This window comes from Paenibacillus sp. 1_12 (assembly GCF_900114475.1).
In the GTDB taxonomy this organism is placed as follows: Bacteria; Bacillota; Bacilli; order Paenibacillales; family NBRC-103111; genus Paenibacillus_S.
In genome coordinates this window covers 30,917-46,315 of sequence record NZ_FOTE01000017.1, presented here as the reverse complement: position 1 = coordinate 46,315, position 15,399 = coordinate 30,917, and the positions used below count along the sequence as shown (strand labels likewise).

At 41.9% G+C, this 15,399-nt stretch carries 12 protein-coding genes, 1 pseudogene, 1 riboswitch and 2 other annotated features; of the genes and pseudogenes, 5 read left to right on the top strand and 8 right to left on the bottom strand.

Annotation, left to right across the window (positions count from 1 at the left end):
* Positions 1 to 241: 241 nt before the first annotated feature.
* The 6 genes and pseudogenes from BM210_RS26800 to BM210_RS26770 form a co-directional block, all read right to left on the bottom strand.
* On the bottom strand, positions 242 to 1,078 hold the full coding sequence (locus tag BM210_RS26800) for a class I SAM-dependent methyltransferase (protein WP_091175287.1): 837 nt from the start codon (positions 1,076 to 1,078) through the stop codon (positions 242 to 244).
* A gap of 172 nt (positions 1,079 to 1,250) precedes the next feature.
* Complete coding sequence (locus BM210_RS26795) at positions 1,251 to 2,825, bottom strand: 2-isopropylmalate synthase (RefSeq protein WP_091175372.1); 1,575 nt, start codon at positions 2,823 to 2,825, stop codon at positions 1,251 to 1,253.
* Between the two features lie 285 nt (positions 2,826 to 3,110).
* Positions 3,111 to 3,437: a binding site (T-box leader), on the bottom strand.
* A 45-nt stretch (positions 3,438 to 3,482) separates the two neighbouring features.
* Positions 3,483 to 3,781, bottom strand: a binding site (T-box leader).
* A 151-nt stretch (positions 3,782 to 3,932) separates the two neighbouring features.
* A complete protein-coding gene (locus tag BM210_RS26785; protein ID WP_091175370.1) occupies positions 3,933 to 5,330 on the bottom strand; it encodes an NCS2 family permease in 1,398 nt (465 codons plus the stop codon).
* A gap of 180 nt (positions 5,331 to 5,510) precedes the next feature.
* Positions 5,511 to 5,611: riboswitch (purine riboswitch) on the bottom strand.
* Positions 5,612 to 5,908: 297 nt separating this feature from the next.
* A pseudogene (locus BM210_RS26780) lies at positions 5,909 to 6,094 on the bottom strand (GMP synthase (glutamine-hydrolyzing)); the annotation flags it as partial.
* Between the two features lie 163 nt (positions 6,095 to 6,257).
* A complete protein-coding gene (locus BM210_RS26775; protein WP_091175284.1) occupies positions 6,258 to 6,890 on the bottom strand; it encodes a TIR domain-containing protein in 633 nt (210 codons plus the stop codon).
* Between the two features lie 18 nt (positions 6,891 to 6,908).
* Positions 6,909 to 8,354 carry an SIR2 family protein gene (locus BM210_RS26770; RefSeq protein WP_091175282.1) on the bottom strand — a complete coding sequence of 482 codons (1,446 nt, stop codon included), beginning with the start codon at positions 8,352 to 8,354 and terminating at the stop codon, positions 6,909 to 6,911.
* A 785-nt stretch (positions 8,355 to 9,139) separates the two neighbouring features.
* Between BM210_RS26770 and BM210_RS26760 the strand changes: the two genes are divergently transcribed.
* Positions 9,140 to 9,715, top strand: a complete 576-nt coding sequence (locus tag BM210_RS26760; protein WP_091175279.1) for a hypothetical protein — start codon at positions 9,140 to 9,142, stop codon at positions 9,713 to 9,715.
* A 3-nt stretch (positions 9,716 to 9,718) separates the two neighbouring features.
* Positions 9,719 to 10,441 (top strand): hypothetical protein, encoded by a 723-nt coding sequence (locus BM210_RS26755; protein ID WP_091175277.1) that lies wholly within the window; start codon positions 9,719 to 9,721, stop codon positions 10,439 to 10,441.
* Positions 10,442 to 10,734: 293 nt separating this feature from the next.
* Here the strand turns inward: BM210_RS26755 and BM210_RS26750 are convergent, their stop codons facing one another.
* Together BM210_RS26750 and BM210_RS26745 are read right to left on the bottom strand one after the other, a co-directional pair.
* Entirely contained in the window at positions 10,735 to 11,439 is a 705-nt protein-coding gene (locus BM210_RS26750; RefSeq protein ID WP_091175275.1) for a helix-turn-helix domain-containing protein, read from the bottom strand.
* A 191-nt stretch (positions 11,440 to 11,630) separates the two neighbouring features.
* Entirely contained in the window at positions 11,631 to 11,831 is a 201-nt protein-coding gene (locus BM210_RS26745; RefSeq protein ID WP_091175273.1) for a helix-turn-helix transcriptional regulator, read from the bottom strand.
* A 124-nt stretch (positions 11,832 to 11,955) separates the two neighbouring features.
* Between BM210_RS26745 and BM210_RS26740 the strand changes: the two genes are divergently transcribed.
* The 3 genes from BM210_RS26740 (at position 11,956) to BM210_RS26730 (ending at position 15,343) form a co-directional block, all read left to right on the top strand.
* Positions 11,956 to 12,825 (top strand): copper amine oxidase N-terminal domain-containing protein, encoded by an 870-nt coding sequence (locus tag BM210_RS26740; RefSeq protein ID WP_091175272.1) that lies wholly within the window; start codon positions 11,956 to 11,958, stop codon positions 12,823 to 12,825.
* A gap of 18 nt (positions 12,826 to 12,843) precedes the next feature.
* Positions 12,844 to 14,445: an S-layer homology domain-containing protein gene (locus BM210_RS26735; RefSeq protein WP_091175270.1), complete on the top strand. Its 1,602-nt coding sequence runs from the start codon at positions 12,844 to 12,846 to the stop codon at positions 14,443 to 14,445.
* Between the two features lie 475 nt (positions 14,446 to 14,920).
* Positions 14,921 to 15,343: a hypothetical protein gene (locus BM210_RS26730; protein ID WP_091175269.1), complete on the top strand. Its 423-nt coding sequence runs from the start codon at positions 14,921 to 14,923 to the stop codon at positions 15,341 to 15,343.
* Positions 15,344 to 15,399 lie beyond the last annotated feature (56 nt).

Here is a 15,399-nt window from a genome sequence, read left to right as displayed (position 1 = left end):
ATCCACAATCTTGTCCACATAACGATGCAGCCATTTTTACTTAAAAATCAATACTTCTATTTCTTATCAACAGGTTTATCCACATTATCCACAGGCTTAATATGAAAAAGTTATCCCGCTTTCTACAGAATTAGGCGGACAAAAAAACGTTGCTGCATAAGCTTTCATACCACTTACCCCCACTATACACAAGGGCTGTGGATAAGTAATATCCACAGCCCTTTTTGCTCATTTTACAATTCTAAATATTCACACATTTGTGACTATATTTTTTCCTTCCAATATACAAAATATGGGATGAAGCACCTAACACATAGGGGTTTTCAGCTGTCTTAAGATGAATGTCGAAAATCTTCTCCATTTCCTCATCTCCACGTTCTCTCCAATAATTCCATTGCGCCTGAGAAAGCAGCGAACCGATATTGGACGAACCGATGATTTTTAGCGTCTCAAAGCCTTGAGCCTCCATAAACGGTTGAATCTCTTCTATATTAAAGTAGTAAGCGCCCGTAAATCTTCCCTCATCCTGATGATCAAACCTGCCGGTTTCCATAAAGCGGATAATCGCATTGGCTTCATCATGAGGTTTCCAATTGGTAGGGGACAACAGCGAGCTCAGAACATGGCGCACGCGCGGCATAAAGGCCACAAATACGATTCCATTAGCTTCGGTGACCCGGTGCAGCTCCTGCACTGCAGCCACTCGATCCGCTTCCTGCTGCAAATGATACAAGGGTCCGAGCATTAAGGAGGCTGCGAACTGACCATCTGCAAACAGGCTTAGATCTGTAGCATCAGCTACTTCAAAACGAGTAAACTGCTCCAGCAGGCACAGGCTTTCTGCTTTAGTTCTAGCCAGCTCGACTAGCTTCGGTGTCAAATCGGTCAACGTAACCTTGTAGCCAAGCTGTGCCAGCCTCATGGCATATTTACCAGGGCCCGCTCCATTATCGAGAACTTCTCCCTGTTCGGGCAAATATTGCTGAATAAAATGCCAATTTATATTGAATTCCAGCGGTTCCCTGTCCAATCGACCCCACTCATCGAAATTCTGATAATACTTAACAATCTGATTCATCGTCTACACCCTTTCCAATGACACTTATTAAGCTGACTGATGAAAAAGATCCCATGATGCTTCTCTCGCTGTAGCAGCTTTTAACCGACGCTTCCTGTAAACTTAGTCACACGATTTTGAGGCACATTCAAGTTGCTCCGACTATCCAGCTTCTCCTTAGCCTACCTATTACTTACGGAATCGTGATCTCTACGTCTCCGCTAGTAAAGCCCCCCTGAGCAGCCTCACCGATTTGATGCTCCCTTATCGCCTGATTGCAGGCTGCCATAAACGCTTGAGCTACCGCCATCAATACATCCTGATGCACTGATACTCCTCTGTAATGGTCCCCGTCAACGCTCACGGTGACAATAGCCTCACCATTAGCCTGCTCACCCGATGATAGCGAGTACAGCTCCAAATCAGTAAATTGCACATCCATAGGCAGTGCCTGCTTGATACCGGCAACCAATGCTTCCACCGCGCCTTCCCCGGTTCCCGAGCAAATCAGCTCTTTGCCCAGCCGATTGTCCTTAATGATGCAGGAGGACATCCGATGCCCTTCTGTACCCGTCAGAACCTGAGCCTGCACCAGGGTATAAGGCTCCAGCACCTCATTAACGGTATGACCGATCAGCTCCAGCAGTTGATGATCCTGCACGACTTTTTGGCGATCTGCGAGCTCTTTGAACTGTACATACAACGACTCCATCTGTTCGTTAGTCAGCTCCACACCGAATTGACTTACCCGGTGCTTGATGGCGTGACGACCTGAATGCTTGCCCAGGATGATCATGCTGCGCGGAACACCCAGCTTTTCCGGGTCCATAATTTCGTACGTATTCCGATTTTTAAGCAGTCCGTCTTGATGGATGCCTGCCTCATGCTGGAATGCATTGCGTCCAACAATCGGTTTATTGAAGGCAATCGGGAAGCTCATCGCGCGGCTCACCATTTGTGATGTAGCATAAATATGCTCAGTACGAATACCCGTTTCTGCTCCCATGGCTCCCTTGCGGGTTTCAATCGCCATAACCAGCTCCTCCAGCGAACAGTTGCCGGCACGCTCGCCAACGCCATTGACCGTCACCTCAACCTGAGTGACTCCGGCACGAATCGCAGCCAGGCTATTGGCTACCGCAAGCCCCAGGTCGTTATGGCAGTGCGCACTGTATTCCACCTGCTTGCCGCCCCGCACATGATTCATTACTCTGGTGAACATCGCACCGTATTCCTCAGGCATCGCGTAGCCGACCGTATCGGGAATATTGATGATCGTTGCCCCTTCTTCAATCGCCGCCTCAATGATTTCGAACAAAAACTCATCACCGGTCCGCGTAGCATCCATTGGGGAGAACTCGATACGCTCTACAAACTGCTTGGCATAAGCCACCATCGAGCGAGCGATATCGATAACCTGCTGCCGCGACTTCCGCAGTTGAAAATCCAGATGAATATCCGAGGAGGACAAGAACATATGCAGCCTTCTCCGCTCCGCAGCCTCGGTCGCACGAATAGCGGAGTCGATATCCTCCTTAACCGAGCGCGCAAAGCCACATATTTCAACGCCATGTATCTCCTGCGAAACCCGCTGTACCGCCATAAAATCTCCAGGGCTCGAGATCGGAAAACCAGGCTCAATCACATCAACACCCAGCAAAGCCAACTGCTTCGCGATAACAATTTTTTGCTCAGGGTGAAGCGTTGCTCCCGGTGCCTGCTCACCATCTCTGAGCGTAGTGTCGAATATGCGAACTCTTTTCAGCATTGTGCCGGATTCACCTACCTGTTGAGCTCCCACTCCTGTTTGATTCATCACTCGTCCAGTTTCATTCACGAAATCCCCTGAAGCTCTCACTTGTTGATCCATATCGTCCATTCTCCCTCCTATGCTGCTTGCATTCTTGTCTATTTGTTGTCCTGTGTAGTTTCTTTCGTTATTGTTCGTTGTCATGGGTAACGCCTCCTCATTATAAAAAGCTTCAATTTTCCATATTTATGATTATTTTGCAGCCAATCTCCACGCAAAAAAGACCCATCGTCTCTGTTCTGTATAAGAGACGACAGGCCTTAGGCTGCCGCGGTACCACTCTTGTTGATTTCCCGGTGAGGAAATCCACTCATGCGCGTCTTGCTCCCAGTTGATGTTGATGAGCCGCGGAATTGCTGCATGCAACTCTCTCACGTCCATCCATAACTGATGCGCTCCCCGATCACGTGGGGATCTTCCGTCGAAGCTTATGCCTATCCAGACACTAGCTGGATGGCGTTCGGCCCTACCGCTCCCGGGCGAGCTTCAAGCTTCTTTTGACTGCGTCGCACCACCCCGCAGCTCTCTGGACAAAAGATAAGCTTTACTACTCCCGTTCTTCGCGTTTACTTGTATGCTGTTTTTCTGAAATTAAAAAGACCTGCCGTCTCTTGTATAAGAGACGACAGGCCGTAGCTTGTCGCGGTACCACTCTTGTTGACCTCAGCTGCTAGCTGAATGTCCGCTTAGAGCACTGATGATCACTCCAGATTGACTGTAACATCAATCCTGTATATCCTCAGCACAACCCGATCACGGAGGCTACCCGTCAGAACCTAATTCAAAGTGCAGCGCTACACCGATTCAGTTCCACCACTCCCGGGCGAGTTTCATTGGCTTCTCTGACTGCGTTGCACCACCCGCAGCTCTCTGGACAGATCCGACCGACTACTGTTCCCGTTCTTCGTGTTTATGATATTGTTTGTTAGTATAGTATGCCGCTCTACAGATGTCAATGCGCAAAAGGTAAAATTTTTATTTATTTTTTCCTGATTTACAAAAAGAAGCTGTCCCTTAAGGTCTACAACCTTAAATGACAGCTCCTTCATTCATGATTAAGCTTGTTTAGCCTTCACTGCCGATAAATACATATCGGAGAATAATCAGTATAGCTAGTATCCACATCAACCAATGGACCTTATAGCTGCCGCTTTCTCTGATGTTGGCAACCGTTGCAAGAATAACATACATCACAATGCCGAACGAAATACCATTAGCAATATTATACGTAAACGGCATTAAAGCAATCGTTAGAAAAGCTGGAATCGCAACGACATAATCCTGAAAATCAATATCCTTAACCGACTGCATCATCAATACGCCGACAATAATCAAGGCAGCAGCCGTAGCTGATCCTGGAATCAATGCAGCAATCGGAGCTAGAAACAGCGCCAGCAGGAAGCAAACACCTGTTGTTACAGCGGTTAAGCCAGTTCGCCCACCCTGTGCAACACCCGCAGCGCTTTCTACAAAAGCCGTCACCGTGCTTGTTCCAACCAACGCGCCACCACTAACCGCTACCGCATCGACCATCATGGCTTTACCAACTTTTTTGTTGCCTTCGGCTTTATTTTTCATAAAACCGGCACGGTTTGCCGTTCCTACCAAAGTACCAAACGTGTCGAACAGCTCAACAAACGTAAACGTCGCAATCACCGATATAATTCCGACATTCATCAGCCCTTTGAAATCGAACTGAGCGAACGCCAGCTTGCTAAGATCCGGCACCCACGTTGTTTTCGCATCGCCCAGCATACCGAGATTGACTTGACCCATAAAATAACCAACTACCGTAGTTAGCAAAATACCTAACAAAATCGCCCCGCGAACGCGCAGCACCAGCAGTGCGGATATGAGCACCAGACCTATGATACAGAGCACAACACCTGGATCTTTCAGACTGCCCATATGAATAACGGTTTCAAATGACAATACATCCGTAAACTTATGTGCAGCAATATCTTTTCCTGATTCAACTGCTACCGTCATGAGTCCACTGTTCTTTAAACCGATAATGGTAATAAATAGTCCGATTCCGACCGTAATTGCATGTTTCAAACTATCCGGAACTGCAACCAGTAGCAATTGACGCACTTGTGTGACCGTCAATACAATGAAGATCAATCCGGAAATAAAGACAGCTGCTAACCCCATTTGGAACGTAAACTGACCTTGAGAAGATAAAATAACTGTTGCAAAATAAGCATTGAGTCCCATACCCGGAGCCAAAGCAACCGGAAAATTCACAAACAGTCCCATCGCAATTGTCATTACACCGGCTGCTATCGCCGTTGCCAAGAATACAGCCATCCAATCCATTCCTGTAGCACCTGAACCAAAAGCGCTAAGAATGTTAGGGTTGACCGCCAGAATATACGCCATTGTCATAAATGTCGTTAAACCGGCCATAATCTCGGTGCGTACCGTGGTGCCGTTCTCTTTCAATTTAAAAAATCGATCCATTACCCCAAATCCCTCCAAATGGTTTCTTGGAACAACAAAAAACTCAGCCTGATTTCTGCTAAGTTCGCAAACAAAGGCAACACCTACCATAATCCTCAATTCCATAGCCTGGTGCCTGCAGCAAATCCCTAATCTTACAGGAGGACAGGCTGTCGGTGACAGTTCGTTGAGGATATGATTTGTCATACTTCGTTTGTTCGTAGCCAGATCATTTACGGTGATCTCGTAGAAACTCTCGGGCCTATTCCCGAAATTATACGAATCGTATTTTCCTTTTGTTATTATTTATTTTAAAAGCGTCAGCCCAGCTTGTCAATTCATTTTCCGAACAATTTTAATAAAAACCTGTCTTCCTGTTCGTTATTTAAAATTTAGCCCAGTCAGGTGATATCCCCCTTTAATCCCCCTGTCAATTGCTTTCCTTTTAATTCCTTTTCATCCGTTAGCACACAAAAAAAGAGACCCACAGCAACGGGCTGCAGGTCTAAAGTATATATGTTTAAAAGGGGGGTTGAGTACTAGTATAGGCTATTTACATGAATATCTGATGAATAACAGATTACATGTTTATTACAAATTTATTCCCACTCAATCGTAGCTGGCGGCTTAGACGTAATATCATAAACGATACGGTTTACGTTATCCACTTCATTAACGATACGCACCGATATTTTCTCCAACACGTCCCAAGGAATACGCGCCCAGTCGGCCGTCATACCGTCGATGGAAGTAACTGCGCGGATACCTACGGTGTAGGAGTAGGTGTGTATTATAGAGTTAATTACTGTTCATTTACCACGTTGTTCGGTATATCAATTGTAGCGGGTAAAACGACCAATTTCAATAGCTTTATAGATGAAAAAGCTTCGTCATATGACGAAGCAAATACTGCTGTATGTTTACCAAATGTTCTTCATACCAAGTGGTTCACCAGAACGAAAACAAATCTTTTTTTACGGTCTTGGTAATGTTAAATTCATTTATTCGCTTACTTTTCTCATATGCATTTTCAATATATTTTTCAGGTTCAGACAAAAAATCTTTTTCATTGATTAAAGCTATATACGAACCTTCTAAAGTATCTACAGTCTCACATTGTGGACATGTAAATTCCGGGGTTTTACGGTTAAATCTATTCTTGTTGATTATTTCGTACAACAAATCTTTATCTAAGTACCTATACCTACACCCATCCGATGTAGTTATATATTTTTCAATCCAATTAGTACTTCCATTTACCTCTTGAATTACGCCTACAATTCCATTACTTCCCGAGGTACGGTCTTCTCTTGTAATATTCTTTAGAGAATATTCAAGTTCCCAATCAATCCATTTACTCAGCTTTATATTTGGGGATATGACGACAATAGTAACAGAAGTATCAAAAATCATTTCTTTTAGATGATTTCTAATTGTATCCGTCTTTCTATCTGTCAAGTCAGGCGATGCACTGGTTTCCCCTTGATAATAACGAGCATCATCACCAAGAGCCTCGATAATTCGATCTCTTGTTCCCTTCGCTTCACTGTATTTGTACGAAACAAATGTCTTTCGTGCCATGTATCACACCCCCTACTATTACTTTTTTCTTTTTTCAAGCTTATTCACAATTTCAATTACAATGCTAATCAACGCTTCGTCAATCTGATTCACATCGCCCAGCAATTGATATTTATCTTTTAGCTCAGCATCGGGAATATACTGGTCAAAATCATTTAAAACAGTCTCCCATATTTTTTTAGCAGTAAAGTCGGTCGCGCCAATGGGAATGGGTATTACGCCGTGATTCACGCTTATTTCGAACTCTTCAATCATGCCATTAGCTTCTATAACAGCACCTGTTGAAGCATCAATTTTATTGCCAAACATAAAAACGGAAATCCCAACGTTTTGAATCATGTTATTTCTGTGTTTAGTCCATAATTCCTTTATAGGAATTTGACCAGTTGTATTTTGGGGAAACGGTCTCGAAATCAGACGTTCTTCTACCCGCTGACTTCGCGTTTTATAAATTTCTTCCAACGCACCCGAGATTACACAACTCCCAACTCCGAGACCAAAACCAGTTACAATATTGTTCCCGTTTTTGATTATTGCTTTACTGAGGTTACTCGCGAACTCTAAGCAGCGCTGCTCCCCCCAATTTCCATAGTCAGAAGCACTACCGGAAACAAATAGATTTCTTCTCTTGTATTGCTGTTCCACTTCCTTGAGTATGGTCGTGATATCCTCATATTGATTTACCAAAAGCACTTTAATGCTGTATCTTTTCAGATCATTAACTTTTAACTTCTGCTTTATCTCAGCATATAAAAAATCCGACTCTTCCTTGAAATCATCTCGTTGCACTTGCTTCATAAAACAGTAATGGGTGCGTTGATTCTGACCCAATAGGATTCTTATACGACTCAAAATATATTCCAAGTTGGGATCATCAAAACTAAAGCCAATAAACAACATTGTTTTTGAAATAAGGTCTCCTTGAAGAGACGTAGTAAATAACTGCCGCTTGTTGTTGTAATTTTCGTAATCATCTTTGGTTAAAACAGCTTCATGAGGCAACGAAATATCCCCATGCATTTTATAAATCTTGGCATCACTGTTTGGTTTGGTTACCGCTAAGTTTTCGGTGGTTATTTTTGAGTCGATTCTTTTTCCTTCAATTTTCAAGGCTTCCTCGATTAGAGTATCATAGTTGGTTGTCCAGTATGTATCTATAGGCAGTCTTGATAAAATCTTATGATTTTCAGTGATTTCGGCCTCTTTTGTAAATTCATCAATTAATGCCTGATTTATTTTCCCTCTGTTTCCACCGTTTTCATTAACATGGTACTGAGCTACTGCTATAAGGTCACTTTCCTTATCAATATTTAAATTGATTTCTTCAGCGATATCTCGAAGCAACTCTTTCCAATTGACGAATCCGGCTGGTTTAGACAAACCCGCACCAGCAAATATAGCGGCATTAGATTCTTCAATAGCAGTCTTGTAAGTTTTCAAAAATTCGATAATATCTTTATCCATCGATGCTCCTCCTATATTCATGATTCAAACCAGCTATCCAAAGGAACCCCTGTTGTCTCTCCTTGCCTAAAAACACCCCATCGCCCATCAGCAACTTGTTCTATGTAACTATACAGACCGTAATACTCTCGTTCATCCCAAGTCGTATCTTTATACAAAAGCGGGAGGATTGCTATTCTATCTAACCCCTTCACACCATCAGCTAGCCCAAGTTCCCATGGTATCCAAATAGATTGAATACTCCCCGGTGTAGCTAACAACACGAATTTATTTGACCCATTAATTCTTTGTTTCAGCTTCTCAGCCGTCTCAGATGATGTCTGGCTAGGCATGCTATGGTCAAGCCAATCAATATATGTCCTTTGACCAAATTGCGCTAAAAAACCAACGGCTTACTTCACCTCTTCTTTATCGTCATGACGATGGGATAAGAAGACTGTATTTGAAGTGCTGAATTGGTAATTCTCATTAAGAGATTTCTGAATTGACTGAGACATATTGTTCAATTTATTAAATGTTAAGTAAGACATCAGCACTCCCCTTGTCTTCTATGGCGTTTATATTTTTAAAAGAAATTTATTCCCATGGAAAATCATTACAATTCCATTATCTCTAATTGCTCAACCTTTGAAAAGGGCAAAAGTATTACGACGAATCTTTTTGAACCTCCTCTCAAGAATAATTAGATTTTCTCAGTCCTTCTACCTCTATCAAAATTGACTAATATCACATTGAATCATATAATAAAAGAGTGTAAAAACACATTCTTTTTAGAGGTGATACTTATGGATAGACTGAGTGTTGATGAACGCTCAAAGCATTTGTTTAATTTGCTTAACTTTACTGTAAATCAGACCGAGATTGCTCGGATTCTTCGCGCCAACGACTCCCTCATTTTCAAAGAAGTCGTCAATCAGACAAACGAGATCCCCATTCCCTATGTCGGCAAGTTTACATTCAAGGACTTCACGGGACGGGAAATTAGCGCGGTACACGGGGAAACGGTGAAGCAACGAGATTTTGTGAAAACAAAATTTGAGCTTGGCAAATACATCAAACGTTTGAACGTGAACCGCGATTGCTTTGACCGTATCGAAATTGATACGGAATCGTTAAAACCTTGCATTATTTTCAACTCTAAAGCGAGCGCAATACGATCGGGTCAAAAGGAATTGATCGATTGCATGATAGTTGTATATCAACATGAATTTAAATTAAGCGGCAAAGTCGAATTGTTTAATGAAGAAGAATTGATAAGTTTTACTGCCGCTATGCAGAAGCTTTCGCAGGACGAACCCAAAATCAATAACAATATAGCTCCATTCATTCAAACAATACTTGCTTTTGAGGAATGGATTTAAACCATGAAAACTAAAGAAGTCCTAGAAAAACAACAGCAGGAGCGTGCTAGATTATTTATGGAAAAGGTTGCTGAATTATTGATCGCAGCACAGCACAAGCCAAATAAGGGGGGCTCCAAAATGCCAAGCGAAGCCATAAAGACGATTAAAAGGCAGATTTTAACACTTGACCACTCGATCATGCAGACCATTGGCAAATACGGTCACATCAACGTTCTCGGCCTTGTTAAGCTCATGCCTGAACAGCGTCCAAAGAACACGATCTACCAACGAACAAGAGGTTTAGTTGAGTGGAACTACATAGAGGCCGTAATGGACAAACGGAAGAACAAGATATTCAGACTCACGCAGCGAGGCGTTGAAGAATTGGCTATGCGAGGTGTAACGGTTCGCGGGAGAAGTCGCTTACAGTGTGATTTAGCGCGGGTAGCATGGGCATTAGAACAAACCGGTTATATCGAAACACTTGGCTTGGATGCACAGCCTGCAACGATACCGCTGGACGCTGTACACAAGGGAGACTCGCCTAGAGTGCTGATCGTGGATAACCCTTATCAGCACATCGCCAACACGTTTCAGCGCCTAGATGACCTTGTAAGAGCAGCTTCATCGAATGCGCCACTGGACATTGTTGCCCTGACAGAACAGCGGGCGGCAGAGCTTCAACGCTACGTAAGTACGAACGGTTATGGTTTCACCGTCCTGCTTCAACTGATTGATATTTAACCTACATTTCGCCTATACCACATGCCTACTAACCCTACTTAATCTTGAATTCATCTATAGTCAGGTAGCCCACTCGACATCCTCTTTTATTCAATAGGATAATATCCCGATAATTTTAAACGATGACTAATTTCCAAAAATACGGAATTCGATAACCTCCCTATTCTACAGCTTCACTCGACCATCAATAAGCAAATAGTGAGGCTATACAAAAGCAGGAAATATGCCAATACTTCGCCTATACTATTTTCATCTCAAAAAACGGCTTTGGGTAGAAAATAACCGTCAGCAGATTACTGGCGGTTTATTTCAAAAGGTTTAATTAATTCATTACTGTGAATATCCAGTAGCTCATAGGCTTTACCAAGCATATCTTTATCGGAACCGAATAGATTAGCGGTTTTCTCGTATATACCACTGATCTGCATGGTTTGGTTAAACTGATTCACCATAAATTGTGAATTACACAGCACAACAATTTGCTTACTGTATGAATTCAATCTCTCCTGAAACCTCATGGCGCTCTCTACAACCTCTGGGGAGTAGACAACTACTTCTCCGTCACTCGCCTTCATCTCCCTATGATCTACAAATATACTAAGTTCCCTCTCGTCAAACATAGAGCAAGCCCCAAGTACAATTGAAGCTAATTTGTCTGTATTCTCCGCGTTCAAAACACCCTTTACCTGAAACGTAATCAACTTCTTATCAGTATCTACCTGATGAGTAAAAAGTTCGGAAAAAGGCTTCTCAAAATCCTTTTTCAAGTATGCGGGATTTGTGGAAAAACGTTCACTAGAGAACATGTATTCGATTGAAACATTTAGCGCAGCGGCGATTTTCTCGATATTTATTATACTTACATTGCGTTCCCCACGCTCCACTCCGCTAATATACGTTCGATCAAGTCCAGCACGGTCAGCCAAAAATTCCTGTGAAATACCGCTTCTTGCGCGTAATTCCCTTACCCTCTTCCCAAATTCGGTACGAATATCCATCGACAAAGGCCTCCAACATAACCAAGCATCATTATGTTTAATATCGGCAAATCAAGAAGGATATTGTATATGTTTGTCGATTTACTATCACATGTGACTTAAAGTCCGTGGAAATATACGAAGCCCTTAGTTACGATATTTAGAGGTTACTGAAATGAAAACCGCCAGCAAAAAATGCCTGACGGTTTACATTAATTGGTGGGATCATCTTGCCACTCATTAATATCAAAGGGACTAACCTCTAATATTCTACATATTCGTAACGCAATTTTTACGGTTGGGATTGATTTTCCGCTTTCTAATCTTTGGTAGTATCTTAACGAAACATCTATCATGTGCGAAAAATCCTCTTGAACTATGTTTTTTCTATTCCTCGCTTCACTTAATTTCAAGGGGATTGCTCCTAACGGCTTTTCCCCTATGGTATCGAATAAATTAAGGCTTTATAACGATATATATATGTCGTGTAATATATGACGTATAGAGTTGTTATATTGCTAGAAAAGGGAGGCAAATATGCGAAAAAGAATAATTGGAATGGGATTGGGATTGCTATTTGTAAGCACACCTGTTTTTGCCGCAAACGAAAGCCGCGATGTAATAGTCAAAGTCAATAGCGAAGTTGTAGTCACACAAGAATCACCTGCCTATATTGATGCTAAATCTCAATTGACTTATGTACCTTTGCGCTTCGTGTCAGAATCATTAGGCGCTGAGATCACATGGACAGCGAATGATAAGCCGATTTTGATGACAGTTAGTGATCCTAAAAAACATGAAGTGAAAATTACCATGAATGATAATAAAGCCGAAGTAAATGGCAAAGTTCTCGAACTGGAGGGAGCACCAGTTTTACAGAACGGACGTACAATGGTTCCGCTTCGTGTTATTTCCGAAGGTCTTGGTGCTGAAGTGAAGTGGACAGATAACGGTGGTGGGAAAAGTACGGTGGATATTAGTATGCCTGTTCCGAAATGGGCTGAATGGCAACCTCTTGATGAGACACAACGTGCATATGCAACTCAGGTATTTAAACTAATTCGATACGATAAGGAATCCAAAGACTTAAGCATTTTGGTTCCTTCGGTTGACGGAAAAGACGTTGTATCTGGTCTAGAGATCAATGGCCAAAAGGGTGCTCGTGTAACACTTGACAAACAATATGATTACTCTAATGCCAAAGGTATTCGACTCAGTATTCAGATATATACATCCGTGGACGGTTCGCCAGGTGTTGCTGACATGTATACAATATATTCACCGGATATGGCAGCTAAATATCTGAAGGATGATAAGATCACTTCCAAAACAGATTTAATTGTTGTTGATCAGTATAAAAGATCTGTGCCTCTCGGCGTTGTATTGAAAGCACTAAACCTTGAATAGTATCAGGAGGTATTAAGAATGTTCAAATTTAAAAAAGTATTAGCTGTAACGATGATAGCCTCGATGTTAAGTGCATTAGCTCCAATCGGAACTAGTGCCGCAGGTGAAACTAATGCAAAAACTGCAAGTCAACCACTACATAATAACGTGAATTTTACTGACATCTCTGGTCACTGGGCTTTAGCTCAAATCGAGGCTGCTGTTGCCGCTGGGTATGTAAATGGATATGAAGACGGAACTTTTAAACCCAATGCTCCCATTACGGAAGAAGAATTTTTGGCCATGATGGTTAAGGCATTAAAGTTACCTGTGCGTTTAACAAATCAAGGCGAATCATGGTTTGCTCCTATTCTGGATGCGGCTAATAAAAGCGGTATTTATAAAGGAGATTACCAGCAAGATTGGTCCAACTTTATAACACGCGGAGATGTAGCGCAGACGTTAGCAAGGGCAACACAACAAACCGCAAAGGAAACAGAAATACTTCAGGTAGTTGAAAAAGAAAAGAACACTAACAAAAATAAAGAGAAATTATTGGAGAGTTTTCAAATCCTGGAGTCCATAAATAACTTTACTATAGAGGATAAGCTGAGTACTCCCCAAAGAGCTGTTTCCTATATGAATGAATTTAGGGCGAAAAACAATGGCAAACACACGTCCGCCGAATTTTATGCGTTAGTAGAAGTAAAAGCTTGGATTGAATTTGCTCTAGTCAAGCTAGAAAAAGAGATCGACACAAGTTACGAACAAGCGAGTTATAAGAAGTTGGTTTGGATAGCAGTAAGCCGGGGCCTTATGTCTGGAAATGAATCACATGAACTATTACTGGATAAAACGAGTACACGTGCAGAAGCTGTTGCTGTTATTGACCGTATTTTATCATACAACAATAAGAAAGAGTTACCAGTTTCCAAATATGATCTTTCTCAAGCAGAGATATACTTTCATGGCACAAATGCTTTTACAATGTTGCCTCGTTATTTTGATATTAAATCTATCGATAAATTTGATCTTAGCGCTGCACATTGGGAATTTGCTGATGGTAACCGGGAAGAACGCGGTTTAGATTTTATCGTTGTCGATATGGAAGACTTTAACGATCCGCACAGAGATTTTATTAAAGATTATCCTTTTTACTTCAAAAAGTTCAATACCGATCCAGTTACTCCTAGAACCGCACCTGATAAATCATATGTCATTTACTCCCACAATCAGATTACTATTCACAGCAATTCTGGATCACCTTTTGGTATTATAGTCAATAATGGTTTTAATTTTGGAACTATTGTGCCCAAAGAATACATTAAAAAGGAATCTGGTTGGGATAAAGCTTTAACTGAGCAAGAAACTGATAATACTATTCTCTACACCAAAGATCGTTTGAGTATCCCATCCTATAAATGGAACCAAGATCGATTTGATAACCCGATTTACGTAAATATGGCTCCTTCCACTGGAGGAACCTACATTTTCGTAGACGCAAAAGTAATTCCGAAAGGCGATTTTTACTTGAGTGAAACAGGAACTTTTAATTTAAATTACAATCCTAGTAGAATAGGTTCTTACCAAGCACTTTCAGTTTATAACGGTACACCAAATTACAATATCAGTAACCCGTAAGGTCGGAAACCAGTGAGCAAATATAGTACAAATACAAAACATTACCTTCCTGTTACAAGAGCAGTGCTTTTGTAAATACCATAGAATGTAGGGGGTCAAATCCCCCTTACTTATATTAGCTTATCCATGAAGGATGCCATGTCACGCTGTGTGACACGCATCCTTTTTTATTTGTATTTTTATCCTCGTAAAACTTAAACATCTGCAAACAGCGTATCAATTTGTTTACCAAATTAGGTAGTTGTGGAACTCTGCAATGCGCTCTCTTCTGCGCAGCGGCTTCTCGCAAAAGAAACATTGCGTCCATTCTAAATTTTTTTTGGCATTTCCATATCTGAAGTCTTTTAATGTGGTCAGCGAAAGGGTGGGGAAATCTAGTAGTAGACTCGAAAAAGGAGGCGAGTTGCATGAAATACTTATCTTATTATTTTATCGCTGTACTAAATTCGAAAAATGAAAAACAGGAGGTTATCCTATGTTCGCAGGTTATTTGTTTCTCGCAGGACTTGTGTGGTTGTTCTTATTCGCGGGCGGGAAAAAGAAGGAACAGTCATCCTCGCCAGCGATAACTAAGCCCCACGAAAGCTATGACGATTTGGAACGTTTCGTGGAGTTGCTTCAAAGCGGGTGGTCTGGAGTTTCCAAGAAAGTCGAAAAGGTACGATTGCCAGTGTTTGCTACTGCACTTTTCGTATTCCTACGAAATGAAAACTCCAACCGCTCCAAAATGAGTATCTCCGAGTTTATGGAATACATTGAATCCGATTTCGAGAAAAGCAACTTATGCGATTTGGCGAGAGTTGCTGCCTCCCAAGGTTTACTTGAATTTGATGGCAGCATTGTTGATTTGAAAGATGCGCCAACACTCAAAAAGCTGCTTCAAAAACTGTTCCGTTAAAGCAAGGTGGGCTTGCATGGAGCATGGGTGTAAGCCCTTATAAATTAACAGGAGGG